We start from the raw sequence: 24,944 nt of genomic DNA on the forward strand, positions 1-24,944 counted from the left end.
CCGCAGTGCCGGCGCATGCCGCCGCACCGGGAGGAGTTCCTCATGGCTAAGGCAGTGGGCATCGACCTGGGCACCACGAACTCGGTGATCGCCGTGTGGGAGGGCGGCGAACCTTCCGTCGTGCCCAACAGCGAGGGCAGCCGTACGACGCCGTCCGTGGTGGCCTTCACCGACACCGGAGAACGTCTGGTGGGCCAGCTGGCCCGGCGCCAGGCGATCCTCAATCCCAAGGGCACCATCTACTCGGCCAAGCGGTTCATCGGCCGGCACTTCGACGAGGTCCCGGGCGAGGCCAGGGCCGTGGCGTACGACGTCGTCGAGGGTCCGGGCGGCGTCGCCCGCTTCAAGGTGCGCGACAAGCTCTATGCGCCCGAGGAGATCAGCGCCCAGGTGCTGCGCAAACTCGCCGACGACGCCTCCAAGCAGCTGGGGGAACGGGTCACGGAGGCGGTCATCACCGTGCCCGCGTACTTCAACGACGCCCAGCGCACCGCCACCAAGGACGCCGGCCGGATCGCGGGACTGGAGGTGCTGCGGATCATCAACGAGCCGACCGCGGCCGCCCTCGCGTACGGCATGGACAAGAAGCAGCACGAGACGGTGCTGGTCTTCGACCTCGGCGGCGGCACCTTCGATGTGAGCATCCTCGACGTCGGCGACGGCGTGGTGGAGGTGCGCTCCACCGCGGGCGACAGTCACCTGGGTGGTGACGACTTCGACCGGCGTCTGGTGGATTACCTCGCGGACGACTTCCAGAAGGAGAACGGCATCGATCTGCGCAAGGATCCGCAGGCCCTGCAACGCCTGTTCGAGGCGGCTGAGAAGGCCAAGACCGAGCTGAGTTCGGTGACGCAGACGCAGGTCAGCCTGCCGTTCATCACCGCCGATGCCTCGGGCCCCAAGCACCTCACCGACTCGGTCATGCGATCCACGTTCGAGCAGATCACCAGCGACCTGGTGGAGCGGTGCCTGGGGCCGGTCCAGCAGGCCATGGCCGACGCCAAGGTCGGCGAGAGCGACATCGACGAGGTCATCCTCGTCGGCGGTTCCACCCGCATCCCCGCCGTCCAGGCCCTCGTGCGCCGGCTGACCGGCGGCAAGGAACCCAACATGAGCGTCAACCCCGACGAGGTCGTGGCCCTGGGCGCCGCGATCCAGGCCGGGGTACTCAAGGGCGAGGTCAAGGACGTCCTGCTGCTCGATGTCACGCCCCTGTCGCTGGGTGTCGAGACACGCGGCGGCGTGATGACGAAGATCATCGAGCGGAACACCACCATCCCCGTGCGCCGCACCGAGACCTTCTCCACCGCCGAGGACAACCAGCCCGCCGTCGACATCGTCGTCCTCCAGGGCGAGCGCGAACGGGCCGCCGACAACCGGGTGCTCGGCCGCTTCCAGCTCACCGACATCCGCCCGGCGCCGCGTGGCGAACCGCAGATCGAGGTCACCTTCGACATCGACGCCAACGGCATCCTCAACGTCAAAGCCCGAGACCGGGACACCGGCAAGGAACAGGGCATCACCATCACCGAGAGCTCCAACCTCGACCGCGGCGAGGTCGAACGCATGGTCCAGGAGGCCGAGCGCAACCGGGGCCAGGACCAGGCGCTGCGCGAGGCCGTCGACGCCCGCAATGAGCTCGACGCCGTCGCGTACCAGGTCGAGAGGCGCCTCGCCGAGCTGGGCGACGCCGCACCCGCGCACGAGAAGGCACGCGCCGAGATGCTGGTGTCGGATGCCCGGGCGGCGGTCAAGGAGGAGGCAGGCGTGGAGCGGGTGCGGCCCCTGACCTCCGAACTCCAGCAGGTGCTGGCAGGGCTGGTGGCCCATCAGGGCGCCGCCGCCACGGGCGGTCCCGGTCAGGACACCACCGGGGGCGGCGCGACCGGCGGCGGGCCGAGCGGCGGTGGCGGTGGCGGTGACGACGAGGTCATCGACGCCGAGTTCGAAAAGGACTGAGGAACCGCCATGCCGATCCACCCCAGGGAACCCGACCCGGCCGTGCCGGACCAGGCCGACCCGGCTCAGGAGGGCGCCGTACGCCCTCCCCGCGGGGATCTTCCGCGCTCGGGCCGGCCGACCGGGCCGGGGCCTGCCACGGACGAGGAACCCGGCCCCGACGCGGCCGGCGGCCCCGCACCGTCCGAGGACGAGCACACGGCCGCGATCCAGGAGCTGGAGGACCGCTGGCGGCGCGCGCTCGCCGACCTCGACAACCTCCGCAAGCGCCACGCCAGGGAACTGGAGCGGGAGCAGATGGTCGAGCGGTCCCGCACAGCCGCGGCCTTCCTGCCCGTCGTGGACAACCTCGAACTCGCCCTGACCCATGCGGGATCCGACCCCGGCGCGATCGTGGAGGGCGTCCGGGCGGTCCGCGACCAGGCGGTGAACGTCCTCGAACTGCTCGGCTACCCGCGGCACGCGGATACCGGAGTCGCCTTCGACCCGGCCCGGCACGAGGTGGTCGGCGTCGTCCAGGACCCCGATGCCGCACCGGGCACCGTCGTCGAGGTGCTGCGCCCGGGCTACGGGGACGGCGAACGGCAGCTCAGGCCCGCCGCCGTGACTGTCGCGAAGCGGGAGTGACCGGTCATGGCACGGGACTTCTACGAGGTGCTGGGCGTGTCGCGGACCGCGAGCCAGGACGAGATCCAGCAGGCGTATCGCAAGCTGGCCCGCACGTACCACCCCGACGTCAACAAGGATCCAGGGGCGGAGGAACGCTTCAAGGACCTCAACGAGGCCTACAGCGTCCTGTCGGACCCGAAGACGCGGGCCCGTTACGACCGCTTCGGCGAGGACTTCCGCAAGATCCCCGAGGACTTCGACGAACGGGTCACGGCCGGAGCGGGCGGCGGCTTCCGCGCTCGCAGGACCGCGGGCGCGGGCGGCCCCCGTGTCCGGTACACCACCGGCTTCGGCGACGACGTCGCAGCGGAGGGTGTCGACATCGAGGACCTGCTCGGCTCGCTCTTCGGAGCAGGCGCCGCCCCCGGCGGCGTACCGGGAGCCGACCAGGAGGCCGAGCTGCCGCTCACCGTCGAGGAGGCGTACAGGGGCGGTCGCCGCACCGTCACGCTCGCCGGGCCCACCGGGCAGCCGCGGCGGTACGAGGTCGACGTGCCGCCGGGCGTCACCGACGGGCAGCGCATCCGCCTGGCGGGCGAGGGCGCCCGCGGCAGCGGTGACGCCCCGGCGGGCGACCTGTACCTGCGGGTGCGCATCCGGCCCCACCCCAGGTTCCGGCTGGACGGCCGTGACGTCCACGTCCAGGTCCCGGTCACCCCCTGGGAGGCGGCCCTGGGGGCGACCGTGCCGGTGCCCACTCCCAGCGGCGGCACGGCCAAGGTCACCGTGCCCGCGGGCTCCAGCAGCGGCCGGCGGCTGCGGCTGCGCGGCGAGGGCATGCCGAACCCGCGTGGGCCGAACGGCGACCTGTACGCCGAGCTCCGCGTCATGGTGCCGCCCACCCTCGGCGACCGGGAGCGCGAGCTGTTCGAAGAGCTCGCCGCCGTCTCCTCGTACGACCCCAGGAGGACGCGATGAACGACCGACCCACGGGGGCAGCGAGCGGCGGCGGGACTACCCGGGCGGACGTGGGCGACCACCCCGTACGGGCGGGCGCCGACGGCACGGCCGTGCGCTACGCGCTCGTCACCGTGCCCAGGCTCTCCCTGGACACCGTGGCCCGCCGCTCGGGCCTCCACCCCGACCTGGTCCGACGGTTCGTCGCCCTCGGACTGGTCGACGCCGAGCGCGACGCCGCGGGGCACCTGGTGTTCGCCCCCACCGCCCCGGCGGTCCTCGCCCGCGTCCAGCGGCTGCGCTCCGGACTCTGCCTCAACTACGCATCCATCGGTCTGGTGCTCGACCTGCTCGACCGCATCAGCCTGCTCGAAGCCGCACTGCGCGACCGCGGCAGGAGGAGTGAACCACCCCCATGGACATGAACCGTCTCACCCAGAAGTCGCAGGAAGCCCTCCAGGAGGCGCAGAGCGCCGCCGTGAACATGGGGCAGACCGAGGTCGACGGTGAGCACCTGCTGCTCGCGTTGCTCGACCAGGAAGAGGGCCTGATCCCGCGGCTGCTGCGGCAGGCGGGCGCCGAGCCCGAGCAACTCCGGGCGGCCGTGCGCGACGAGCTGTCCCGCCGACCCAGGGTCACCGGGCCCGGCGCGGCACCCGGCCAGGTCTTCATCACCCAGCGGCTCGCGCGCCTGCTGGACGCGGCCGAGCGGGAGGCCAAACGGCTCAAGGACGAGTACGTCTCCGTGGAGCACCTCCTGCTCGCCCTGGCGGAGGAGGGCTCCGCGACCGCCGCCGGGCGCCTGCTCAAGGAGGCCGGCATCACGCGGGACTCGTTCCTGGGCGCGCTCACCCAGGTCCGCGGCAACCAGCGCGTCACCTCGGCCAACCCCGAAGTGGCGTACGAGGCGTTGGAGAAGTACGGCCGGGACCTGGTCGCCGAGGCCAGGGAGGGCAAACTCGACCCGGTCGTCGGCCGGGACGCCGAGATCCGCCGCGTCACCCAGATCCTCAGCCGCAAGTCCAAGAACAACCCCGTCCTCATCGGTGACCCCGGCGTCGGCAAGACCGCCATCGTCGAGGGTCTCGCCCAGCGCATCGTGCGCGGCGACGTGCCGGAGGGCCTGCGCGACAAGACGGTGTTCGCCCTTGACATGGGCTCGCTGGTGGCCGGAGCCAAGTACCGGGGCGAGTTCGAGGAACGTCTCAAGGCCGTACTGAGCGAGGTCAAGGCCGCCGAGGGACGCATCCTGCTCTTCGTCGACGAACTGCACACCGTCGTCGGCGCCGGCGCAGCCGAGGGCGCCATGGACGCGGGCAACATGCTCAAGCCCATGCTGGCCCGCGGCGAACTGCACATGATCGGTGCCACGACCCTCGACGAGTACCGGAAGCGCATCGAGAAGGACGCCGCCCTGGAGCGCCGCTTCCAGCAGGTCCTGGTCGACGAGCCGAGCGTGGAGGACACCATCTCCATCCTGCGCGGACTGCGCGAGCGCCTGGAAATCTTCCACGGCGTGAAGATCCAGGACACCGCGCTGGTCGCGGCGGCGACGCTCTCCCACCGCTACATCACCGACCGCTTCCTGCCCGACAAGGCCATCGACCTCGTCGACGAAGCCTGCGCCCGGCTGCGCACCGAGATCGACTCCATGCCCGCCGAACTCGACGAGATCACCCGCCGCGTCACCCGCCTGGAGATCGAGGAAGCCGCCCTGTCCAAGGAGACCGACCCCGCCAGCAAGGCCCGCCTGGAGGAACTGCGCAAGGAACTCGCCGACCTGCGCGCCGAGGCCGACGCCAAACACGCCCAGTGGGAGGCCGAACGGCAGGCGATTCGCCGCGTGCAGGAACTGCGCGAGGAACTGGAGCAGGTCCGCCACGAGGCGGAGGAGGCCGAACGCGCCTACGACCTCAACCGCGCCGCCGAACTCCGCTACGGCCGCCTCCAGGACCTGGAGCGCCGGCTCGCCGCGGAGGAGGAGCAACTGGCCGCCAAGCAAGGGCAGAACCGGATGCTGCGCGAGGTCGTCACCGAGGAGGAGATCGCCGAGATCGTCGCCGCCTGGACCGGCATCCCCGTCGCCCGCCTCCAGGAGGGCGAGCGCGAGAAGCTGCTGCGCCTGGACGAGATCCTGCGCGAGCGGGTCATCGGCCAGGACGAGGCGGTCAAGCTGGTCGCGGACGCGATCATCCGGGCGCGCTCCGGCATCCGCGACCCGCGCCGGCCCATCGGCTCGTTCATCTTCCTCGGCCCCACCGGCGTCGGAAAGACGGAACTGGCCAAGACCCTCGCGGCGGCCCTGTTCGACTCCGAGGAGAACATGGTCCGCCTCGACATGAGCGAGTACCAGGAGCGGCACACCGTCAGCCGGCTCATGGGCGCGCCGCCCGGATACGTCGGCTACGAGGAGGGCGGCCAGCTCACCGAGGCCGTACGCCGCAAGCCATACTCCGTCGTGCTGTTCGACGAGATCGAGAAGGCGCACACCGATGTCTTCAACACCCTGCTGCAGATCCTCGACGACGGCCGTATCACCGACGCCCAGGGCCGCACCGTCGACTTCCGCAACACCGTGATCATCATGACGTCCAACATCGGCTCGCATTACCTGCTCGACGGCGCCACCGCCGAGGGCGAGATCAAACCGGATGCCCGGGCGCTGGTGATGGGCGAACTGCGCGGCCACTTCCGGCCGGAGTTCCTCAACCGTGTCGACGACATCGTGCTGTTCAAGCCGCTGGGCGAGACCCAGATCGAGCGGATCGTGGAGCTGCAGTTCGACGAACTGCGCCGCAGGCTCGCCGAGCGCCGCATCACCGTCGAACTCACCGACGCCGCCCGGGAGTCCATCGCCCACCAGGGCTACGACCCGGTGTACGGGGCGCGCCCGCTGCGCCGCTACATCTCCCACGAGGTCGAAACACTCATCGGGCGGGCCCTGCTGCGTGGCGACGTCCAGGACGGCGCCACCGTCCAGGTCGACGCCCAGCACGGCGAACTGGTCGTCACCTACGAGCAGCCACAAGACACGCGCGAGGCGAGGGCGGCGTGAGCACCATGGAAGCGACGACCGTCACCTGCCCGAACTGCGGGCGCAAAAACCGCGTCCCCGTGGCCGCGGAGGGCCGCCCCACCTGCGGCAACTGCAAGCAGCCCCTGCCGTGGACGGCGGACGCCGACGAGCAGAACTTCGCCGAGGTCGCCGAGCGGGCCGACGTGCCCGTGGTGGTCGACCTGTGGGCGACCTGGTGCGGCCCGTGCCGCATGGTCAGCCCCGCCCTGGAGAAGGTCGCCGCCGACCTCGCCGGACGGATCAAGCTGGTCAAGGTCGACGTCGACAAGAACCCACGGCTGTCGCAGCGGTTCGAGGTCCAGGCGGTGCCGACGCTGCTGGTCCTGGACAAGGGGAAGACCGTCGCCCGGCAGTCGGGGGCCGCGCCCGCCCCTGTGCTGCGTCAGTGGGTGGAGCAGTCGATCGCGGGCCGGCAGCCGGCCCGGGAAGGGTGACCCTGATGACTCTGCACGCCGACCCCCACCTCGCCCTCGTGCGGCCGGTCACCCCGCGCACTCCCCGGGGGTGCGAGGAGTGTCTGCGCCACGGTTCCCCGTGGGTGCACCTCAGGCTCTGCCTGACCTGCGGGCACGTCGGCTGCTGCGACTCCTCTCCGAACCGGCACGCCCGCAGGCACGCGGCCACTGACGACCACCCGATCGTGCGGTCGTGGGAACCCGGCGAGGACTGGCGCTGGTGCTTCGTCCACGAGGCGTACGTCTGATGTCCGGCAGCGACCCGATGACGTCCGGCGAGGGCCGACGCCCACGCGAGGAGACGGCGCCGCAGGCCGTGGACTCCCGTGTGGACGAGGCGGTCCCCTTCGAGACCCCCGACCTCTACGGCGCCTACCCCCGCCTGTCGGACGACCAGATGGCCCACCTGGCGCAGCACGGCCGGCGGCGCGCGGTTGACGCCGGTGACGTGCTGATCCGGGAGGGGGAGCGGTGCGAGACGTTCTACGTCGTCCTCAGTGGCTCGGTCGCCATCGTCGAGGGCTACGGCACGCCCGACGAACGCCTGCTGCGTGTGCACGGACCGGGCCGTTTCATCGGCGAACTCGGCCTCCTGCACGGGCAGGTGGCCTTCTACACCGCCGTCGCCCGGGAGCCCGGCGACGTCCTCGTCCTCTCCATGGACCAGCTGCGCCACCTGGTGTCCACAGACTCCACCATCGGCGACCTGGTGCTACAGGCCTGCCTGGGCCGCCGCGCGCTGCTCGTCGGACAGGGCGCGGGTTTTCGCATCATCGGCTCGCGCTACTCGCCCGACACCCGGCGGCTGCGCGAGTTCGCCGCCCGCAACCGGCTGCCGCACCGCTGGATCGACCTGGAGACGGACCAGGAGGCGGAGGCGCTGCTGCGCCGCTTCGGCGTCGGCCCGGAAGAGACACCGCTGGTCATCTGGCGCGACACGACGCTGCTGCGCAACCCCGGCAACGCGGAACTGGCCCGGCTCATCGGGCTGCCCTCGCTGCCCGCGGACAACCACCGGGGCGACCTCCTCGTCATCGGGTCGGGGCCGGCCGGTCTCGCCGCCGCGGTGAACGCCGCGTCCGAGGGGCTCAGCACCACCCTGGTCGAGGCGATGGCCACCGGCGGCCAGGCCGGGACGTCGTCCCGTATCGAGAACCTGATCGGCTTCCCCTCCGGCATCTCCGGAGCGGAACTCACCGAGCGTGCCGTGCTCCAGGCCAACAAGTTCGGTGCCCGGATCAGCCTTCCGGCGGAGGCGACGGGCCTCCGTCCCCAGGACGGCCACTACACCGTGACATTCGCCGACGGCAGCGAGATCGCCGCCCGTGCCGTCGTACTCGCCACCGGTGCCCGCTACCGCCGGCTGCACATCCCCGGCATCGAACGCCTTGAGGGTACGAGCGTCCACTACTCGGCGACCGTGTACGAGGCCCAGCAGTGCCGCGCCGACCCGGTGGCCGTGGTCGGCGGCGGCAACTCCGCGGGCCAGGCAGTGCTGTTCCTCACCGGATTCACCCCCCGGGTCTACCTGCTCGTCCGCGGGCCCAGCCTCGCGGCACACATGTCCCGCTACCTGATCGACCAGGTCGAACGCCACCCGCGTGTGCGGGTGATGCTGAATACGGAGGTCACCGAGGCTGTCGGCCAGGAGACGCTGGAGGAACTGCGCGTGGTGGACAGCCGCGCGGGACAGCACCGCAGGCTCGCCGTCCGTGCCCTGTTCGTCTTCACCGGCGCCGAGCCGCACACCGAGTGGCTGGCCGGCACCCTCGCCCTCGACGACCGCGGCTTCGTGCTGACCGGGAACGAGGTCCAGGAAGGTCCGGCGCCCGAGGTGTGGCAGAGCCAGGGACGCGCCCGCATGCCTCTGGAGACCAGTCTGCCCGGTGTCTTCGCGGCCGGGGACGTGCGCAGCGGTTCGGTCAAGCGGGTGGCCTCGGCGGTGGGCGAGGGCTCCATGGCGATCCACTTCGTCCACCGGCACCTGGGGCACACGGCCGCTCCCGGCAACAGCGACAGATCCCCGCACACCCGCCGCAAGGAGTCCGCCTGGCTCGCCTGACCCGGGCGGGCGATGAGATCACGAGAAGGAGAAGGAGGCGATGCGCGATGGCGACGCCCGCACGGCGCCACCCTCGTGGCGCACTTCAGGAACGGCCCGTGGGCTGGGCACGCAACCCCCTGGTCGAGTTCGACGACCTGCTCAACCAGATGAGCGGGCTGCTCGAATCGACGGTGGGCGGCGCGGCGCCCGTAGTCGCGTGGACCCCGTCCGCGGACGTCACGGAGTCCGATGACGCCTTCCAGGTCGAGCTCGAACTGCCCGGCGTCAAGAGCAACGACGTCGACATCGAGGCCAGCGGTCATGAGCTGGTGGTCACCGGAGAGATCAAGGAGAAGGAACGCAAGGGTGTCCTGCGCCGCAGCACCCGGCGCACCGGATCCTTCGAGTACCGGCTGCGGCTGCCCGGAGAGGTGGACACCGACAAGATCACGGCCGACATGAAGGACGGTGTGCTCACCATCACCGTCCCCAAGGCCGAGGTCGCCAAGCCCCGCCACATCGAGATCAAGGAGAGCGACGAGCGCGGCGAGAGCGGCGGCTGACCACCGACCCTTCGGTGCCGGACACCTGTCCGGCACCGGAGGCCGAACGCGTCGTCGACCGGCTCGAAGCCGCAGTGCGGGAGGAGGAGCGAGAGGAGGGGGCCAGGACCTGCCCGAGCCGGCCGAGGCCGTCACCGTCCGGCAGCGCGACGCCATCTCCAGGAGACCAGTTCGCCCAAATGCAGCCGTAGCCGACCGTCGGACCGCGAGCACCACGCCTCCCCCAGGCCATGACTTCAAAACGACCATCAACCGGCCGTCACGCCGCAGAGGAGTGATCATGCAGGAGCGTTTGTTCCGTGATCGCAGAGATGCCGGACAGGTCCTGGCCGGCCTTCTGGAGCACCACCGGGGCGCGCCGGGGCTGATCGTCCTGGCACTGCCGCGCGGCGGTGTGCCAGTGGCCTATGAGGTCGCGGCGGAGCTGGGCGCGCCGCTCGATGTCTTCCTGGTCCGCAAGCTGGGGGTTCCCGGCCAGGAGGAGGTCGCGATGGGGGCGATCGCCGACGGCGGGGTGCTGGTCCTCAACGACGATGTCATCAGGGGCATGGGCCTCCTGCCGGTGACGGTGCGAGCCGCCGTCGAACGGGAGGGCCGCGAGCTGCTCCGGCGCGAGGATGCCTACCGCGAGGGCCGGCCCGCGCCCGAACTGGCCGGCCGTACGGTGATCCTCGTCGACGACGGCCTCGCGACGGGCGCCAGCATGCGGGCCGCCATCCACGCCCTGCGCCGTCATCGCCCAACCCGGGTCGTCGTTGCGGTCCCGGCCGCGCCCGAGGCGACCTGCCAGGAGTTGTCCGACATGGTCGACGAGGTGGTGTGCGCCACCACCCCGTCGCCGTTCTTCGCAGTCGGCGCCTCCTACTGGGACTTCGCCCAGACCACCGACGAGGAGGTGCGGGACCTGCTGCGCGTCGCGTCGAGGCATCCGGCCGCGCCGGGCGCGCAGCCGCGGGGAGACGTGGCGGTGATCCGGGCCGAGGCCGCCCCGACCGAGGACGGGGTGCCCTCGGACGAGCTGCTGTTCGACCTCGTCGGCGATGCCCACTACGTGCTGATCGGTGAAGCGTCGCACGGCACCCACGAGTTCTACGCCGCCCGTGCGCGCATGACCCGGCGGCTCATCGAGGAGAGGGGCTTCTGCGCGGTCGCCGCCGAGGCGGACTGGCCCGATGCCTACCGCGTCAACCGCTACGTCCGCGGCCGGAGCGAGGACGCCACCGCCGAGGAGTCCCTGCGCGGGTTCCGGCGCTTCCCGACCTGGATGTGGCGGAACGCCGCCGTGCTCGACTTCGCCGGCTGGCTGCGGCAGCACAACGAACGGTACGGGCGCGACGACGAGCGGGCCAAGGCCGGCTTCTACGGACTCGACCTCTACAGCCTGTACCGGTCGGTCGAGGAGGTCATCACCTATCTGGATCGCGTCGACCCGGACGCGGCGGCCCGCGCCCGCGAACGCTACTCCTGCTTCGACCACTACCAGGGAGGGGAGGACGATGCGCAGTCCTGGGGGTTCGAGGCCGCCTTCGGCGCGGGCGAGACCTGTGAGCAGGAGGTCGTTGACCAACTGGTCGACCTCCAGCGGCACGCGAGCGACTACGCGCGCCGCGACGGGCTCCTCGCCGAGGACGAACTGTTCTACGCACACCAGAACGCGCTCCTGGTGCGCAACGCCGCAGAGTACTACCGCACCATGTTCGGCGGCCAGGTGTCCTCCTGGAACCTGCGCGACCGCCACATGACCGAGACTCTGGAGGCGCTGAGCGAGCACCTGAGCCGGCAGCGGGGCACCCCGGCGAAGGTCGTGGTGTGGGAGCACAACTCCCACATCGGTGACGCGCGGGTCACCGAGGCGGCGTCCCGGGGCGAGGTCAACGTCGGCCGGCTGGTACGGGAGGCCCACCCGCACGACTGCCGCCTGCTGGGCTTCACCACGTACACCGGCACGGTGACCGCCGCGGACGACTGGGGCGGCCCCGCCGAACGCAAGCGGGTACGGCCGGCCCTCGCCGACAGCGTCGAGGAGCTGTTCCACGAGGTCGGGGAGAAGGAGTTCCTGCTCGCCTTCGACCATGCGCCCCGCACCGCGGCAGCACTCCGGACGGCGCGCCTGGAACGGGCGATCGGCGTCATCTACCGCCCGCACACCGAGCGGGCCAGCCACTACTTCCGTGCCCGGATGGCGGACCAGTTCGACGCCGTGATCCACATCGACGAGACCCGGGCGCTGGAGCCACTGGAGCGTACCGCCCGGTGGACGGAGGGCGAAGTGCCCGAAACCTACCCGGCCGGGGTGTGACCCGACGTCGTAGGACTGGACTGGAGGAGGTCGCTGTGGACGCGGTCATGGAAAGCGTGCGGGTAACCGCCGCGGGTGTCGTGCTCGACGCGGACGTGGTGGTGCCCTCGAGGGCGCAGGGCGTGGTGCTCTTCGCACACGGCAGCGGCAGCAGCCGCAGCAGCCCACGGAACCGATACGTCGCCGGTGAATTGCAGACCGTCGGCGTCGGCACCATGCTGGCCGACCTGCTGACCCGGCAGGAGGAACGCCTCGACACCCTGACGGGTGAGTACCGTTTCGACATCGGGCTCCTCTCGGCGCGGGTGATGGAACTCGCCGACTGGCTCCGGGAGTACGAGCCCACCATGGACCTCGGCATCGGGCTCTTCGGAGCCAGCACGGGCGCGGCAGCCGCGCTCGTCGCGGCCTCGGTGCGGCCCGACTCAGTACGCGCGGTGGTCTCCCGGGGCGGCCGCCCGGACATGGCCGACAGGTTTCTCGACTCGGTCCGCCAGCCCACGCTGCTGATCGTCGGGAAGCTGGACCGGGAGGTCGTCGAACTCAACCGCGAAGCGATGAAGCGGATCCCCGGCGAGACCCGGCTCGAACTGGTACCGCATGCAACGCACCTGTTCGGGGAGCCGGGCGCCCTGGAACAGGTGGCGCGCCTGGCACGCGAGTGGTTCCACCGCCACCTCCCGGACTGACCGGCAACTCGTCTTCAACCAGGCCGGCCGACGTCACAGACGGCCATGCACTGGGGCGGCCCGCACGGCGGGGCTGCCCTGGCGCTTCCTTAAGAAATCGAGGTGAGGCCATGTATGGCACCCCCCTTCATGCCCGGCGCCGCAGGCCGTGGCCGCCACGCGGCGTGCGCCCTCGTCGCAGCGTGGCGCTGTGCAGTGTGTCAATGCGACCGGCGCTCCGCGCCGGCCCCCGCTTCGGACTTCTGCTCCCGTTTGCGCTCCCGGCGCATCCGCAGGGCGCGCATGAGACGCAACGGGAAGAGACCGACGAGCGGTGCCCGGCGTCCCAGGTCCTCGCGGTCCTCGCGGTCCAGGGCGCGCGCGTAGCGATCCGCGTCCTCAGCCGTCGGATACCGCTTGGAGCCCCCGGCGCCGCAGCCACGGACGCAGTGCCAGCGCATCGTGTCGCCGTCGCTGAGAAAGCGAAAGCGATGCCCGAGAAGACGGCAGCTCAACACAGGGACCCACTCTATGCGGAGCGGGGCGTTCCAGCCTGTTCGCTCGTATGTCCTTCGATGTGCCGATGTGAGGGACGGGAGGAACGCCGTGACCACCACGCATGAACTGGGCACCGTCACCACGAAGGTCCCGGCGCGCCTCGACCGGCTGCCGTGGTCCCGCTTCCACTGGCGGATCGTGATCGGTCTCGGGACCGTCTGGATTCTCGACGGCCTGGAAGTGACGATCGTCGGTGCGATCGCCTCCCGGATGACCGAGCCGGGCAGCGGCATCTCAGTCACCAGCGCCGACATCGGCACGGCCGCCGCGATCTATGTGGCGGGTGCCTGCTTCGGCGCCCTGCTCTTCGGTCGGCTCACGGACCGCTACGGCCGCAAGAAGCTGTTCATGCTGACGCTGGCCCTCTACGTCCTCGCCACGGTCGCGACCGCGTTCGCCCAGGAGGCCTGGTACCTCTTCCTCTTCCGGTTCCTGACCGGTATGGGCATCGGCGGTGAGTACGCCGCGATCAACTCGGCCATCGACGAGCTGATCCCGGCCCGCAACCGCGGCCAGGTGGACCTGGCCATCAACGGCAGTTACTGGGTCGGCGCCGCGATCGGCAGTCTGGGCGCCGTGCTGCTCCTCAACGAGGACCTCCTCGCGGCGGACCTCGGCTGGCGGCTGGCCTTCGGTCTCGGCGGCATCCTCGGGCTGGGCATCATGCTGGTGCGCCGGCATGTCCCGGAGAGCCCACGCTGGCTGTTCATCCACGGGCGGGAGGAGGAAGCCGAACGCGTCGTGGACCGGATCGAGGCCGAAGTGCGGGAGGAGACCGGTCGGCAGCTGCCGGAGCCCGATGAGGCCATCACCGTCCGGCAGCGGGACGTCATCCCCTTCACCGAGATCGCACGGGTCGCCATCAAGCGGTACCCGCGCCGCGCGATCCTCGGCCTGGCGCTCTTCATCGGACAGGCGTTCCTCTACAACGCGATCGTCTTCGACCTGGGAACGATTCTGAGCGGGTTCTTCGGTGTGAACTCGGGCTCGGTCCCGTACTTCATGGCCGTCTTCGCGATCGCCAACTTCCTCGGACCACTCCTCCTCGGCCGGCTGTTCGACACCGTCGGCCGGATACCGATGATCGCGGGCACCTACATCGGCTCGGCCGTCGTCGCCGTCATACTCGCGATCCTGCTGATCAACGGCTCGCTCACGGCGTGGTGGTTCTTCCTGCTGGTCGCGGTGACCTTCTTCGTGGCCTCCGCGGGAGCGAGCTCGGCCTATCTGACGGTCAGTGAGGTCTTCCCCATGGAGACCCGCGCGCTGTCCATCTCGCTCTTCTTCGCGGTCGGCACGGCCATCGGCGGTATCACCGGCCCGCTGCTCTTCGGCCACTTCATCCACAGCGGTGACGCCGAACTCGTCGCTCTCGGCTTCATCATCGGAGCGGCGGCCATGGCCCTCGGCGGCCTGGCCGAGGTGTTCTTCGGCGTCCGGGCGGAGCAGCAGTCGCTGGAGAACATCGCCCTGCCCCTCACCGCCGAGGAGGCCGAGGCGGACTGGCGCAACGAGCCCTCCCCGCAGGCGCTGCGCGAGCGCGGCCTGCCGGAGGAGGTGCGGCGCGCGGAACACGAGCGGAACCTGCGGGTCGCCGACCGCACCGCCCGGCGCCAGGCACGCGAGCGCGCAGGCGCCAACCGCTACCGGCCGGGCACCGGACGTTCGTTCTACTCGCCGGGCATGGTCGGCACGGCCGACGCGTCGAGCCGGACGGCGGCCATGGCGGACCGGCGTCTCGACGAGGAGATCGAGCAGGTCTCCCAGGCCCTCGCGGAGCGCGGCCCGACCAGCCGCAGTGAGCTCCAACAAACCGTCAGCGGCCGAAGGTGGGGCCCCGGGCGCTTCCGCCGGGCACTGCGCGAAGCGGTCAGGGAGGCGCGCGCCACGTACCTGGGCCAGGACACCTACGGTCCTCCGGACCGGTGAGCCGGACCCGGCGGCACACGGTGCACCGCGCCCCGGCCAGTGTCCCCGGCCTCCACGGTTCACCCGGAAACCCGTCCCGGCGGGCGGGGGCGCTGCGGTCCCCGCCCGCCGGGACCACCCACAACCAGCACAGCGGCGGCAGCGACCACAGGGGCCCGGCTTCCATCCCCCTGGGCGGTTCCACGAGTCCCATGCCGTGCTGCCGCGGACAGCGGAAGGACACCAACATGGTCGAGACAGGCTTTTCCTCGTTCGACACCATGGTCGACAAGGCCAACCGACTCCTGAAGGAGATCGAACAGGTCTTCGGCTGGCCCAAGGAGCGCCGGAACCAGTCGTACGCCGCCCTGCGCGGGGTGCTGCACGCCCTGCGGGACCGGCTGTCCGTTGACGAGACCGCGCAGTTCGGCGCGCAGCTTCCGACGCTGATACGCGGCATCTACTACGACGGCTGGAAGCCCGCGGGAACCCCCGTCAAGATGCACCGTGAGGAGTTCTTCGCGCGCGTACGGACGGAGTTCCCCTACGCGGTCGAGGGGGGCACTGAGGAGCTGGTCCACAAGGTCCTCGACGTATTGAAGGACCACGTCAGCGAAGGTGAGTGGGGCGACCTGAAGGCCCGTATGCCGAAGTCGCTGGCGGCAGTCCTGCCGTAACCGCGCCGACGGGTAACGATCCCGTGCCCCCGGCTCCGTGACGGGCCTGGTCAGCCGACGCAAGAGGCCCGTCGTCGTCCCGACGCCGCGCTCGACCCTCGCCGCGGCTCGGCAGCACCGCTCTCGAGAACGGCAAGCTCGCTCAGGATCTCCTTCGCGGAATCCTGTCCTGCGCAAGCAGACCAGGTGCGGCGAGGATCTCCGACCATGGAGGTAAAATTGATTGGTCCAGCGAATTCCAGCGTCCCGCTTCGCAGGCGATAGGCGCTACGCTGCAGCCGATCACTTGCCGAAGTTTTTCCTGCTACCCAGCAGGAAGCGTTGACTGCCCCGAAGCGCACGGCTGAGGCGCCCGGGAGACAACAGGTCAATCTCGCGGTCACTCACGCAGAACCCACGACCTGCGCCGACGCCGGAGGTGGTGGAACTTATGGCAGTAAGACTGAACAACAAAGCGTTCGCACACGCCAAGAGGCTGGTGGCGGAGCAAACGGTCGTCCTCGACGAGCGGGACGACTGGAGCGAGCACCGACCGTCGTCCAAGGCAGAGAATGCTTACCTCGAAGAGCACGGATTCATCGAATACAGAAGCTGGTACCTCGGTATCGACGACGAACAGGCCGAGGAAAACAAAGGCCGATACAAATTTCCCTATGGAGATTTCGAGAAGGTTCATCGGTGCGGTGTGCTCGCCGCGGAATCACGCGCCGGGCAGAACGACTACACCGACATAGAGCTGGCAGCCGCGCACTTGCACGGCATGCTCGAAGAATTGCGCCAGAGGGTTCAGAGATGACGGTTCCCCGACCGCAGAGATGCCGGACCGGATCCTGGCCAAGCTCCTCGAACTCCTTCGCGGCGACCCCACCGTCATCGTCCTCCGAGCCCATTGAGCACATGCGAGTGCGCCCGGGACCCGCCGACGGCGACACGGGAGCGGTGTCCGTTCGCCACTCACCACGTCAGCGAAGGTGACCGAGACGTCACGAGCGATCAGGCCCTTGACTGCGCGGCCTGGGCCTTGGGTTGCTCGAAGACGCGATGTCAGGTGCGGACGCGCGGCCATCAGGGCAACACCGCCAGACGTAGACGGCCAAAGCCATCACGAGAATCAGCCCTGCCAGGATGAGAAGCTCGACTCCTTGGACGTTCCATCGGAAGGACTTGTCCGCTTCTGCTGTCACGATGAGAACCTTGCGGATGCCCGCGATCAGACCCACAACGAGAAACGGCGCGGCGTCCAGCGTCCGATTCCTGATGGTGAGACGGACGGTATGCAGCAACTCGGCCACGATGAACAGCACCAAGCTGTTGTCCAGCGCGGCCAATACGACCTTCTCCTCCTGGTACGGGCCCTTGATCGCATCCACGACATCGTTGACGACACTGATGGTCAACAGCCCCGCGAGCAGCACAAGAAGTACCGCGACGATCAGATGAATGCCGTCTTCTGCCATCTGCAGAAGGCTCTGAACGCGGCGGCCCTCGACTCTGTGGGAAAGGTCTGGCACACGCAGCAATCTACGGCCGGTTCACCGAACACGGGCGCCGCCGCGATCTGCCGATCAGGTGGTACCGCCTTGCTCCTCAAGGAGGCCTCGCGGACCGTTGGGACAACGGCATCAAGGGACGCGGTGTGCCGGTCGATTCCGTGCGATCGGGTCTACGCACTGCCTGGCCACGCTCGCCCTGCCGGAACTGGACCTCGACACTTCGCTGGCCGGATGGTGTCTGGCTGCCCCTGGCCGACGGAGCGGAGCGGCTGGGCGCCGCGGTGTCGCTAGGCAACACCAACGGGCATGGACCGCATGCAAGCAGGGCGCCCGATCGGCGAGTTCGACGACCGGCCCATGTGCTGCTGTGCCGACGGCACCGACAAGGTCGGCCCCACGCGTGGATGGGCAGAGTGCGGCACCGGTCGGATCGCCCCACTATGGGCGCGTTCGGACGCGTTCGCCGGATCGGCCGCTGAGAAGATGCTTCCAGCAGGCCGCCCGGTCACGCTGGCGTCATGCCTGAGCAACGCCGCACCGGTAGCAGTACAGCCTCCAAGGGCGAGCGTGCCCGCGGTCCTTCAGCGGACGCCGGTCGGGGAACGGTCGCGCAGGTCGGGCCTGAGAAGGCCGCCCGCACCGCCTGCGACTGGTTGCAAGGGTTCATCGTCCACCGCATCGAGAGCGTGTGTGCCGTGCGGCGCACCGAAGACGGCTGGTGCGTTGCCGTCGATGTGCTGGAGGTACCTCGGATCCCCGATACGACCAGCCTGCTCGCCACATACGAGGTGGTGCTCGATGAATCCGGCCGGCCTGCCGAGTACCGCAGGGTGTGCCGCTATCACCGAGGCGCCGCCAACGGCTGACCGACAGCCCTGCCGGCGCCCACCGGAATGACCTCTGAGAGGACCTACCTGACCATGGCCACGACCACCACCTACTCCAGCAGCGAGGTCGTGTACGTACCGCGCGCCGGGACGCTGTACGACACCTTGGAGCTCATCCTGGACCGCGGCATGGTCATCGACGTCTTCGTCCGGGTCTCCCTGGTCGGCATCGAGATCCTGAAGATAGACGCGCGCATCGTGGTCGCGAGCGTGGACACCTATCTGAAGTTCGCCGAGGCGTGCAACCGGCTAGACCTGGAGGCGACCTCGCGCAGCACCACCATCCCCGAGATGTTCAGCGGGACAGCCGCAAAGAGTCTGGGCAAGCGCAAGGTCAAGAAGACTATTGAGTCGGTGGGCGAGAAGCTGCGCGACGTCGTCGGCGGTTCCGAGGAGGGCGACGAGGAGCAGGAGGACGAGGGGCCGGAGACGCGGCCGCGGCGCCGCACTACGAAGGCTCTGTCCGAGAAGCCACGCCGCAAGCGGGAGAGTGAGCGATGACCGCGGCCGGTCCTTACGTCTACGGCATCGTGGCCTGCGACCACCCCATGCCCGCGGAACTGCGCGGGGTGGGTACGCCGCAGACGGCCCTGGAGCTGCTGCCCGTGGGCGCGACCTCGGCCGTGATCAGTGCCGCCCCGGTCCCTCTGCGTGCGCGACGGCGGGATTTGCTGGCTCACCAGGAAGCGCTGCTCACGCTGGCCCTTGACGGACCGGTGCTGCCGATGCGCTTCGGCATGGTGGCTCCGGACGCCGATGCGGTCCGTGAGCAGCTGGAGTCGGGCCACGAGCGGAATCTGCGCGCGCTCGACCGGCTGGCCGGCCGTGTGGAGATGAACGTCAAGGCGCTGCCCGCCACCGGCGCGCTCGCAGCGCTGGTCGCCGAGGAGCCCCGGATCAGGGAGCTGCGCGAGGACGTGCGCCGCCGTCCGGCCTACGAGGCGAACGTGCGCCTGGGCGAGGCGGTGGTCCAAGCCCTGGCGCGCCGTGCGGCAGACGCCGCACAGGAGGTCCAGCCGGAACTGGCGGCGCTGGCTGTCGCCTGCTCGACCGGGCCGCACGTCGATGGAACCACGCTGAACATGTCGTTTCTGGTCGCCCGGCGGGACATCGTGGCCTTCCGGGCGGCTGTCGACCGCCAGTCCGCCAGGTACCGGGACCGGGTCGAGCTGCGCGCGGCCGGGCCGTTGCCCTGCTACAGCTTCGCCGAGCCCGAGGGCGCGACCGCCGCCGCGGCGCGGGCGGGGGGCTGACATGGGGTTGCTCACCGCACTGCTCACCGCGCCGCTGGCCCCCGTGAGAGGCGTGGCCTGGGTCGCCGACCAGCTTGCCGAAGCCGCCGATCGCGAGGTCAACGACCCGGCAGCGGTCCGCGCCCGGCTTACCGCGCTGAACCAGGCCCTGGAGGACGGCGAGATCGACATGGCTGAATTCGAGCGGGAAGAGGACCGGCTGCTCGATCGACTGGAAGCGAGAACGGGCCCGGAGGTGGCCCGGTGACCGAGGTCGACTACCGGCGAGCCGGCCAGCTTCCGGGCCCCTCCACCGGCAACCTCGCCGACATCCTGGAACGCGTACTGGACAAGGGCATCGTCATCGCCGGCGACATCAAGATCGACCTTCTGGACATCGAGCTGCTCACCATCCGGCTTCGCTTGTTCGTCGCTTCCGTCGACACCGCGAAGAAGGCAGGTATCGACTGGTGGGAGACCGATCCGGCACTCTCCTCCCGCGCCGCGCACCGGGAGCTGGTGGAGGAGAACCGACGACTGCGCGAGCAGCTCGCGGCACCCACGTCCGCGCAGGGTGCGGGGCTGCCCGGTGACGGCACGGCCGCATCCCCAGCAGACGTATCGACAGCGAACGCATCCGCAGCAGACGAAGATAATCCAGAGGGCCGGCCCAGCGGACGGACCCGACGGACCGAGGAGTGACCGGTGTCATGACGCAGCCCGTCCCCGCAGTGCCGCCCGCCACGGCGGCGACCTACGTCTTCGCCGTCTGCCGCCACGTGGACGAAGACGTCCTTCCCCAGTTGCCGGGAATCACCACCGCGCCTGTGCGGGTGCTGCCTTTCGAGCGGCTGCACGCCGTTGTACAAGAGGTGCCGGCGGCCGACGCCGACCGCCGGTCCTGGACCGAGCGGCTGTCCGACCCTCGTGAGCTGGAGCGATGCGTTCGCGCCCACCACCAGGTCGTGACGGCCGTCGCGGCTCACGGGCCCGCTGCGCCGATGGCGCTGGCCACTCTCTACAACAGCGAGGAGCGCGCACGGCAGGCGCTCGGCGCCGATGCGGCCCGCTTCCACACGGTGCTGGACCGCGTCGACGGGCGGGTCGAGTGGGGTGTCAAGGTGTACGTGTCCTCGGCCTCCGCAGCGACTAAGGCGGGCCGCACCGCCGTCCCGACTCGCGTGCCGGCCGGGCCACCGCCGTCCGGTGCCGGACGCGCCTACCTTGAGCGGGTACGAGGTACGCACCGGGCACGGGAAGACAGCCGGCGCGCCGCTCTGCTCACCGCCAAGGAGACGGACGCGGTGCTGCGAGGCTTGGCGGTGGCCGCACGCCGGCTCCGGCTCCAGGACCAGCAACTGACCGACTGCCACCGCGCCCAGGTCCTCAACGGCGCCTACCTGGTGGACGAGAGCCAGGCGGCACAGTTCACGGAAGCCGTGGCCACGCTGCGGGAGCGCACCGGAGCACTGATCGAGCTCTCCGGCCCATGGGTGCCCTACTCCTTCGCAGGGGAGGACGGACTCCATGGAGAGCGTTGAGCCCGTGCCGTGGCAGGAACGTGAGCCGCTTGAAGGGCCGATCGGCGTACCGCTGGTGGATCTGCTGGACAGGCTGATGGCCACGGGCGTGGTGATCAGCGGGGACCTGGTGATCGCCATCGCGGACGTGCCACTGGTCCGCCTGTCGCTGCACGCCCTCCTGTCATCGGTCAGCGAGCGGGTACCCGCCCCCTGGGCTGACTCGGGGCCACTGTGACGGGCCCCCGCTTCGACGTCGACCCCGACACGGTCGGACGTGATCTGCTGGCCCTGGTACTGACCGTCGTCGAATTGCTGCGACAACTGATGGAGCGGCAGGCGATCCGCAGGGTGGAGCAGGGCGACCTCAGCGATGAGCAGGTCGAGCGGATCGGGGTGACGCTGATGATGCTCGAGCAGCGAATGACCGAGCTGTGCGACCAGCATGGGCTGCGGCCTGAGGACCTCAATCTGGATCTCGGGCCGCTGGGAACCCTGCTGCCTCGCGACTGACCGCCCCTACGGCAGCCCAGACGTCCAAGGGATCAGGCTCGCCGCTCCGGCGCTCAGCCGGACCTCCGAACAAGAAGGAAGGCTCATGGATGGCCTTCCTTCAGCCCAGGCCCGCCGTCAGTCCCAAAAGGCCAAGGGAACCTTGTCCTTGGGGCCAGGCACCGGCTGTGCTTCCGGACGCGAGGTGGGCGGCAACAGCTGCGGCCCTTCCAAGAACGTCTCGGTCTCAACATTCCAGAACCAGCTCTCTCCGGGTTCGAAGCTGGTCGAAACGGGGTGCCTGACCTCACGCGCGTGGTTAGTGGCGTGCCGGGCGGGTGAGGAATCGCAGCATCCGATATGCCCGCAGGCGGCGCAGCGCCACAAGTGCAACCACCATCCAGGGCCGTCACCCGCCAAGCACTCCACACACCCCTCCCCGCTGCGTCCGGGTTGGGTGTGGAAGCCTTGGCGGTGAGGCGTCCGAGGCGGCTGCGGGTGACTTTGACGGATGCTTCGTGGGTGGGCATGCCAAGGAGTTCGTGCAGCTCGCGGGCTCGGAACTCCTGGTCGGGGTGCTGGCTGAAGGCGTTCACGATGGCCTGGTAGGCGGTGCTCGACTCGGGCGGTTCGGGATCTTCCCCGGCCGGTGCGAGTTCGGCGATGACCTTCTGCGTGGTGGCCAGGTCCGCGAGTCGCGCTTCGGTCTCGGCCAGGGCGGCGGTCAAGTGCGCGATCCGGCGCTGTCACCGGTTCCCGGCCCGCCTGCCGTCCAGCAGTCCGTGCAGGCGCGCGGCGGCGTTCTCGATGTCCGCGTATTTCTGCTGTGCGGCGCGACCTCGGCAGAGAGCACACCGCAGCGGTGGACGCGCTCGAAATCGCCGTAGGGAAACTTGTACCGGCCCTTGGTCTCCTCTCCCATCTCGTCATTGATGCCCAGGTACCACTTTGCGTACTCGTTGAATCCGTGCTCCTCGAGGTAGGCATTCTCGTCCGCTGCCGAAGGCCGGTGCGCTCCACTCGTCCCGGTCGTCCAGGACGATCCGGCCCTCTTCGGTCCGTTTCCTTGCGTGGTTGAAGCCCTCGCGTTCAGTTTTCACCGTCATGCCGTTCACCGCCCTATCGACAGTCGTGTTCAGATGTCGGCTGCTGCCGCCCGGATATCCTGTCGAGCCTGCCCCATCAGCTCGTTCAAGTCGCCGACCTCAGGAGTGAGTTCACGCGCGCGCGGCGCGATCTGCTGCAGCCATGCCGCAGTGGCCAGGGCCAGTTCGACGGCCTCCCGGGTCCGCCCCTCGCCGAGCAGTTTCTCGACCTTGAAAGCAATGCTCGCAAGCGTGTCGTCATCGGTGGCGGGCACCAAGTAGGGCTCCAGGCCCGACGGATACGGTCGCCGCTCCCGGTACTCACGCATCGCCGTCACGACCGCGGGCACCGCGCTGTACCTGTCGAGGAGGCCCATGAAGACGTACAGGCGGGCCACCAGCCGTGGCAGGCCGGGGTGCCGATCCAGCCAGGCCATCAGCTCGCGCTGATCACCGACCTGGTCCGTGATCTGCGACATCTCCTCCGCGACCCGGTTGGGCCAGGTCCAGTGGAAGGGCAGCAGCCGCGCCACCTGATGGGCGAGCGCCGCCTCGCCCTCCGCGTCCAGCGTGCCGACGACGAATTCGGCGACCTGCCTGTGGTCCAGTCCGTAGTCGGCCGGCGCCGCCCGGTCCTGTGAGCTCTGTGACGAGTCGTGGCGCAGACGCAACAGTTGTGTGCCGATCTTACTCAGTGTCGGGTTCCGCATTGTTCCTCCCAGCTCTCGATGTGTTCTTCATCGTCCGGAGCGGCCGAACGACCAGCTCCTGCTGAGCCACGCGACCGCCCCACCACCCCCGCAGTTGGCCGGACCGCAGCGAACGCAGCAGATCTCCCAAGGTGGTCCGGTCGCGTCGGCGCCGGGCTCCCGGGCGGTCCTCGGTGTGCGAGACGCGCAGGCGTCGGTCGATGTCCAGTCGGTTCATGAGTGGTAGGTCGGCGAAGGTCCGGCAAAGGGAGCGCGGGCCGACGGCGCAGTGCTCCATGGCGTTCAGACCGCTGCGCAGGACCAGCCGGGTGCCGGGTGCCGGACGTCCCCGCGGATTCAGGCGCAGGCTCTCCTCGGCCCTGGCCAGGGCCGCGTCCAGATCGGCGGTCTGGTGATCCAGTCGCCGCGCCTCCTCCAGCCAGGCCGTCACATGGCGGGCGGAGGCGCCGTGCACAAGTTCCTCGCCGATCCGCAGGAGCAGCAGTAGCCGCAGCCGTGCCGCGAGGTCCCTGGTCGCCTCGCTGGCAGGCCCCACAGCGCGGAGCATGGGGGAGGTGGGGGGAGCATTCATGGCGGTGCCTCCACGGGGCGTACGGACGGACCTGCCACCTCCAGCGTCGCTCCACGGCCCCGGGACTGCCATGGGCCGTACTGCACGAACAGGCCGGAAAACGGTGCGGGGCGGCTGTGCGGGTACTCGCCAGTGGAGTGGACGGACACGCAGACTGTGTCGGTGGGAGGGCCCCTCATCCGGTGATCGTGCCTGTCGGCGCCGATCCGGGTGACTCGTCCCGTGCAGGCATCCCCGTTCAGGGAGGTACGCACCATGTCCCGCCCCGTGACTGTCGGGATCGACGGCTCGCCCGAGAGTCTGGCCGCCGCCGAGTGGGCGGCGCGCGAGGCCCAGCTCAGGCGGCGGCCGCTGCGGCTCGTCAACGTCTGGGAGCCCGTACCCGAACCGATGGGACAGGCCCCGCCCCTCGGTGCGGATGCCGAGCACGAGTGGCGGGAGCGGATCCCCCGGGAGGCGGCCGACGGCATCCGGGCGCGTCACCCCGGTGTCGAGGTGCTCGTCGAGCAGGTCTCCGGCCGGGCCGCCGCGGCGCTCGTCGAGGCGGCGAAGGACGCCGAGCCACTGGTCCTCGGGTCCCGCGGACTGGGCGGGGTCGGTGGTTTCCTGATCGGCTCCGTCGGTCAGTCCGTCGTCGCGCACGCCGAGGTGCCCGTCGACCTCGTACGCGCATGGGAGCAGGCCGCCGACGAGCACACGAGGGACCCGGCGGGCATCCCGTCCGCCGCGACCCCCTACCGGCCGGTCGTCCTCGGTCTCGACACGGACAGGCCGGACGACACCCTGATCGGGTTCGCCTTCGACGCGGCCTCCCGGCGCGATACGGCTCTGAAGGTCGTCCACGCCTGGAGTCCGCCGGCCCACTTCACGCACAGCGTTCCCGAGCACCGGGAACGCTGTGCCGAGATGTTGACGGTGGGACGCCGCCGTGCTGGCCGAGGTGCTGGGCCCCTGGAAGCAGAAGGTCCCCTCCGTGGAGGTCGTCGGGGAGTCCCGGCCCGGCAAGGCGGCCTCCCACCTGGTGGAGGCGTCCCTCGTGGTCGTCGGGCGCCGTATCCGCCGCTCCCCGCTCGGTGCCCACATCGGGCACGTCACCCACGCGGTCCTGCACCACGCCACCGCCCCGGTCGCCGTCGTCGCCCACGGCTGAGACCCGTCCGGGGCCACACCGTCGACCCAGG

At 70.2% G+C, this 24,944-nt stretch carries 28 protein-coding genes and 1 pseudogene; 24 read left to right on the forward strand and 5 right to left on the reverse strand.

From position 1 onward, the window contains the following. Positions 1 to 42 precede the first annotated feature (42 nt). The 11 genes from dnaK to FNH04_RS00745 all read left to right on the forward strand — a co-directional run bounded on the left by dnaK (position 43) and on the right by FNH04_RS00745 (position 12,651). Entirely contained in the window at positions 43 to 1,959 is a 1,917-nt protein-coding gene (dnaK, locus tag FNH04_RS00695; RefSeq protein ID WP_152779206.1) for a molecular chaperone DnaK, read from the forward strand. Positions 1,960 to 1,968: 9 nt separating this feature from the next. After that, positions 1,969 to 2,586, forward strand: a complete 618-nt coding sequence (grpE, locus tag FNH04_RS00700) for a nucleotide exchange factor GrpE (RefSeq protein WP_152779207.1) — start codon at positions 1,969 to 1,971, stop codon at positions 2,584 to 2,586. A 6-nt stretch (positions 2,587 to 2,592) separates the two neighbouring features. Further along, positions 2,593 to 3,546, forward strand: a complete 954-nt coding sequence (locus FNH04_RS00705) for a DnaJ C-terminal domain-containing protein (RefSeq protein WP_152779208.1) — start codon at positions 2,593 to 2,595, stop codon at positions 3,544 to 3,546. Then, the gene (locus FNH04_RS00710) at positions 3,543 to 3,950 is read left to right on the forward strand and encodes a chaperone modulator CbpM (protein WP_152779209.1); all 408 of its coding nucleotides are present in this window, start codon (positions 3,543 to 3,545) and stop codon (positions 3,948 to 3,950) included. The genes FNH04_RS00705 and FNH04_RS00710 overlap by 4 nt, the downstream gene beginning before the upstream one ends. Further along, positions 3,941 to 6,580, forward strand: a complete 2,640-nt coding sequence (clpB, locus tag FNH04_RS00715; protein ID WP_152779210.1) for an ATP-dependent chaperone ClpB — start codon at positions 3,941 to 3,943, stop codon at positions 6,578 to 6,580. The genes FNH04_RS00710 and clpB overlap by 10 nt, the downstream gene beginning before the upstream one ends. Continuing rightward, complete coding sequence (gene trxA, locus FNH04_RS00720) at positions 6,577 to 7,035, forward strand: thioredoxin (RefSeq protein WP_322722217.1); 459 nt, start codon at positions 6,577 to 6,579, stop codon at positions 7,033 to 7,035. The genes clpB and trxA overlap by 4 nt, the downstream gene beginning before the upstream one ends. A gap of 5 nt (positions 7,036 to 7,040) precedes the next feature. Then, on the forward strand, positions 7,041 to 7,304 hold the full coding sequence (locus FNH04_RS00725) for a UBP-type zinc finger domain-containing protein (protein WP_152779211.1): 264 nt from the start codon (positions 7,041 to 7,043) through the stop codon (positions 7,302 to 7,304). Beyond that, positions 7,304 to 9,118, forward strand: coding sequence for an FAD-dependent oxidoreductase (locus FNH04_RS00730; RefSeq protein WP_228030935.1), 1,815 nt, complete (start codon positions 7,304 to 7,306; stop codon positions 9,116 to 9,118). The genes FNH04_RS00725 and FNH04_RS00730 overlap by 1 nt, the downstream gene beginning before the upstream one ends. Before the next feature lie 47 nt (positions 9,119 to 9,165). Beyond that, positions 9,166 to 9,663, forward strand: coding sequence for an Hsp20/alpha crystallin family protein (locus FNH04_RS00735; RefSeq protein ID WP_152779212.1), 498 nt, complete (start codon positions 9,166 to 9,168; stop codon positions 9,661 to 9,663). A gap of 280 nt (positions 9,664 to 9,943) precedes the next feature. Beyond that, entirely contained in the window at positions 9,944 to 11,962 is a 2,019-nt protein-coding gene (locus FNH04_RS00740; protein ID WP_152779213.1) for an erythromycin esterase family protein, read from the forward strand. A gap of 35 nt (positions 11,963 to 11,997) precedes the next feature. Continuing rightward, entirely contained in the window at positions 11,998 to 12,651 is a 654-nt protein-coding gene (locus tag FNH04_RS00745) for a dienelactone hydrolase family protein (protein ID WP_322722222.1), read from the forward strand. A 200-nt stretch (positions 12,652 to 12,851) separates the two neighbouring features. Here the strand turns inward: FNH04_RS00745 and FNH04_RS00750 are convergent, their stop codons facing one another. After that, on the reverse strand, positions 12,852 to 13,091 hold the full coding sequence (locus FNH04_RS00750; protein WP_152779214.1) for a hypothetical protein: 240 nt from the start codon (positions 13,089 to 13,091) through the stop codon (positions 12,852 to 12,854). A gap of 145 nt (positions 13,092 to 13,236) precedes the next feature. Between FNH04_RS00750 and FNH04_RS00755 the strand changes: the two genes are divergently transcribed. The 3 genes from FNH04_RS00755 (at position 13,237) to FNH04_RS00765 (ending at position 16,569) form a co-directional block, all read left to right on the forward strand. Next, on the forward strand, positions 13,237 to 15,117 hold the full coding sequence (locus tag FNH04_RS00755; protein ID WP_322722224.1) for an MFS transporter: 1,881 nt from the start codon (positions 13,237 to 13,239) through the stop codon (positions 15,115 to 15,117). Positions 15,118 to 15,344: 227 nt separating this feature from the next. Continuing rightward, complete coding sequence (locus tag FNH04_RS00760) at positions 15,345 to 15,773, forward strand: DUF2267 domain-containing protein (RefSeq protein ID WP_152779216.1); 429 nt, start codon at positions 15,345 to 15,347, stop codon at positions 15,771 to 15,773. Between the two features lie 430 nt (positions 15,774 to 16,203). Continuing rightward, positions 16,204 to 16,569 carry a hypothetical protein gene (locus FNH04_RS00765; protein ID WP_152779217.1) on the forward strand — a complete coding sequence of 122 codons (366 nt, stop codon included), beginning with the start codon at positions 16,204 to 16,206 and terminating at the stop codon, positions 16,567 to 16,569. Between the two features lie 187 nt (positions 16,570 to 16,756). Here the strand turns inward: FNH04_RS00765 and FNH04_RS00770 are convergent, their stop codons facing one another. After that, positions 16,757 to 17,230 (reverse strand): phosphate-starvation-inducible PsiE family protein, encoded by a 474-nt coding sequence (locus FNH04_RS00770; RefSeq protein WP_152779218.1) that lies wholly within the window; start codon positions 17,228 to 17,230, stop codon positions 16,757 to 16,759. A gap of 554 nt (positions 17,231 to 17,784) precedes the next feature. On the opposite strand from FNH04_RS00770, the gene FNH04_RS00775 reads away from it, so the two are divergent. From FNH04_RS00775 to FNH04_RS00810, 8 genes are read left to right on the forward strand one after another with little or no spacing between them, the layout of a single operon-like run. Beyond that, entirely contained in the window at positions 17,785 to 18,132 is a 348-nt protein-coding gene (locus FNH04_RS00775) for a gas vesicle protein GvpO (RefSeq protein ID WP_152779219.1), read from the forward strand. 54 nt (positions 18,133 to 18,186) lie between these two features. Then, positions 18,187 to 18,654 carry a gas vesicle protein GvpJ gene (gvpJ, locus tag FNH04_RS00780; protein ID WP_152779220.1) on the forward strand — a complete coding sequence of 156 codons (468 nt, stop codon included), beginning with the start codon at positions 18,187 to 18,189 and terminating at the stop codon, positions 18,652 to 18,654. Further along, positions 18,651 to 19,406 carry a GvpL/GvpF family gas vesicle protein gene (locus tag FNH04_RS00785; protein ID WP_152779221.1) on the forward strand — a complete coding sequence of 252 codons (756 nt, stop codon included), beginning with the start codon at positions 18,651 to 18,653 and terminating at the stop codon, positions 19,404 to 19,406. The genes gvpJ and FNH04_RS00785 overlap by 4 nt, the downstream gene beginning before the upstream one ends. Before the next feature lies 1 nt (position 19,407). Next, a complete protein-coding gene (locus tag FNH04_RS00790) occupies positions 19,408 to 19,653 on the forward strand; it encodes a gas vesicle protein GvpG (protein WP_152779223.1) in 246 nt (81 codons plus the stop codon). Next, positions 19,650 to 20,087, forward strand: coding sequence for a gas vesicle protein (locus FNH04_RS47180; protein WP_322722231.1), 438 nt, complete (start codon positions 19,650 to 19,652; stop codon positions 20,085 to 20,087). The genes FNH04_RS00790 and FNH04_RS47180 overlap by 4 nt, the downstream gene beginning before the upstream one ends. An 8-nt stretch (positions 20,088 to 20,095) precedes the next feature. Further along, the gene (locus FNH04_RS00800) at positions 20,096 to 20,926 is read left to right on the forward strand and encodes a GvpL/GvpF family gas vesicle protein (protein ID WP_152779225.1); all 831 of its coding nucleotides are present in this window, start codon (positions 20,096 to 20,098) and stop codon (positions 20,924 to 20,926) included. Then, entirely contained in the window at positions 20,913 to 21,143 is a 231-nt protein-coding gene (locus FNH04_RS00805) for a gas vesicle protein (RefSeq protein WP_152779228.1), read from the forward strand. Before FNH04_RS00800 ends, FNH04_RS00805 begins: the two co-directional genes overlap by 14 nt. Then, complete coding sequence (locus tag FNH04_RS00810; RefSeq protein WP_322722234.1) at positions 21,140 to 21,418, forward strand: gas vesicle protein K; 279 nt, start codon at positions 21,140 to 21,142, stop codon at positions 21,416 to 21,418. The genes FNH04_RS00805 and FNH04_RS00810 overlap by 4 nt, the downstream gene beginning before the upstream one ends. 117 nt (positions 21,419 to 21,535) lie before the next feature. Here the strand turns inward: FNH04_RS00810 and FNH04_RS47185 are convergent, their stop codons facing one another. After that, positions 21,536 to 21,826, reverse strand: coding sequence for a UBP-type zinc finger domain-containing protein (locus tag FNH04_RS47185; RefSeq protein ID WP_322722236.1), 291 nt, complete (start codon positions 21,824 to 21,826; stop codon positions 21,536 to 21,538). Between the two features lie 113 nt (positions 21,827 to 21,939). Between FNH04_RS47185 and FNH04_RS47190 the strand changes: the two genes are divergently transcribed. Beyond that, positions 21,940 to 22,284, forward strand: a complete 345-nt coding sequence (locus tag FNH04_RS47190; RefSeq protein ID WP_228030948.1) for a hypothetical protein — start codon at positions 21,940 to 21,942, stop codon at positions 22,282 to 22,284. A 248-nt stretch (positions 22,285 to 22,532) separates the two neighbouring features. Here FNH04_RS47190 and FNH04_RS00820 read toward each other — a convergent pair whose 3' ends face one another. Together FNH04_RS00820 and FNH04_RS00825 are read right to left on the reverse strand one after the other, a co-directional pair. Then, positions 22,533 to 23,192: a hypothetical protein gene (locus FNH04_RS00820; RefSeq protein ID WP_152779231.1), complete on the reverse strand. Its 660-nt coding sequence runs from the start codon at positions 23,190 to 23,192 to the stop codon at positions 22,533 to 22,535. Further along, the gene (locus FNH04_RS00825; RefSeq protein WP_152779233.1) at positions 23,170 to 23,763 is read right to left on the reverse strand and encodes a hypothetical protein; all 594 of its coding nucleotides are present in this window, start codon (positions 23,761 to 23,763) and stop codon (positions 23,170 to 23,172) included. The genes FNH04_RS00820 and FNH04_RS00825 overlap by 23 nt, the downstream gene beginning before the upstream one ends. A gap of 255 nt (positions 23,764 to 24,018) precedes the next feature. Between FNH04_RS00825 and FNH04_RS00830 the strand changes: the two are divergent. After that, positions 24,019 to 24,913 (forward strand): annotated as a pseudogene (locus FNH04_RS00830) (universal stress protein). Positions 24,914 to 24,944 lie beyond the last annotated feature (31 nt).

The organism is Streptomyces phyllanthi (genome assembly GCF_009377205.1).
GTDB classification, from domain to species: Bacteria; Actinomycetota; Actinomycetes; order Streptomycetales; family Streptomycetaceae; genus Streptomyces; species Streptomyces phyllanthi.

Bases quoted from the DNA above. Each gene is read 5' to 3' on its own strand.
- FNH04_RS00705 (WP_152779208.1), top strand. From the start codon at position 2,593: ATGGCACGGGACTTCTACGAGGTGCTGGGCGTGTCGCGGACCGCGAGC.
- FNH04_RS00730 (WP_228030935.1), top strand. From the start codon at position 7,304: ATGTCCGGCAGCGACCCGATGACGTCCGGCGAGGGCCGACGCCCACGC.
- FNH04_RS00750 (WP_152779214.1), bottom strand. From the start codon at position 13,091: ATGCGCTGGCACTGCGTCCGTGGCTGCGGCGCCGGGGGCTCCAAGCGG.
- FNH04_RS00825 (WP_152779233.1), bottom strand. From the start codon at position 23,763: ATGAATGCTCCCCCCACCTCCCCCATGCTCCGCGCTGTGGGGCCTGCC.
- FNH04_RS00775 (WP_152779219.1), top strand. From the start codon at position 17,785: ATGCCTGAGCAACGCCGCACCGGTAGCAGTACAGCCTCCAAGGGCGAG.
- clpB (WP_152779210.1), top strand. From the start codon at position 3,941: ATGGACATGAACCGTCTCACCCAGAAGTCGCAGGAAGCCCTCCAGGAG.
- FNH04_RS00740 (WP_152779213.1), top strand. From the start codon at position 9,944: ATGCAGGAGCGTTTGTTCCGTGATCGCAGAGATGCCGGACAGGTCCTG.
- grpE (WP_152779207.1), top strand. From the start codon at position 1,969: ATGCCGATCCACCCCAGGGAACCCGACCCGGCCGTGCCGGACCAGGCC.
- FNH04_RS00800 (WP_152779225.1), top strand. From the start codon at position 20,096: ATGACGCAGCCCGTCCCCGCAGTGCCGCCCGCCACGGCGGCGACCTAC.
- FNH04_RS00765 (WP_152779217.1), top strand. From the start codon at position 16,204: ATGGCAGTAAGACTGAACAACAAAGCGTTCGCACACGCCAAGAGGCTG.
- FNH04_RS00785 (WP_152779221.1), top strand. From the start codon at position 18,651: ATGACCGCGGCCGGTCCTTACGTCTACGGCATCGTGGCCTGCGACCAC.
- FNH04_RS00820 (WP_152779231.1), bottom strand. From the start codon at position 23,192: ATGCGGAACCCGACACTGAGTAAGATCGGCACACAACTGTTGCGTCTG.
- FNH04_RS00710 (WP_152779209.1), top strand. From the start codon at position 3,543: ATGAACGACCGACCCACGGGGGCAGCGAGCGGCGGCGGGACTACCCGG.
- gvpJ (WP_152779220.1), top strand. From the start codon at position 18,187: ATGGCCACGACCACCACCTACTCCAGCAGCGAGGTCGTGTACGTACCG.
- FNH04_RS00760 (WP_152779216.1), top strand. From the start codon at position 15,345: ATGGTCGAGACAGGCTTTTCCTCGTTCGACACCATGGTCGACAAGGCC.
- FNH04_RS00770 (WP_152779218.1), bottom strand. From the start codon at position 17,230: ATGGCAGAAGACGGCATTCATCTGATCGTCGCGGTACTTCTTGTGCTG.
- FNH04_RS00725 (WP_152779211.1), top strand. From the start codon at position 7,041: ATGACTCTGCACGCCGACCCCCACCTCGCCCTCGTGCGGCCGGTCACC.
- dnaK (WP_152779206.1), top strand. From the start codon at position 43: ATGGCTAAGGCAGTGGGCATCGACCTGGGCACCACGAACTCGGTGATC.
- FNH04_RS00790 (WP_152779223.1), top strand. From the start codon at position 19,408: ATGGGGTTGCTCACCGCACTGCTCACCGCGCCGCTGGCCCCCGTGAGA.
- FNH04_RS00805 (WP_152779228.1), top strand. From the start codon at position 20,913: ATGGAGAGCGTTGAGCCCGTGCCGTGGCAGGAACGTGAGCCGCTTGAA.
- FNH04_RS00735 (WP_152779212.1), top strand. From the start codon at position 9,166: ATGGCGACGCCCGCACGGCGCCACCCTCGTGGCGCACTTCAGGAACGG.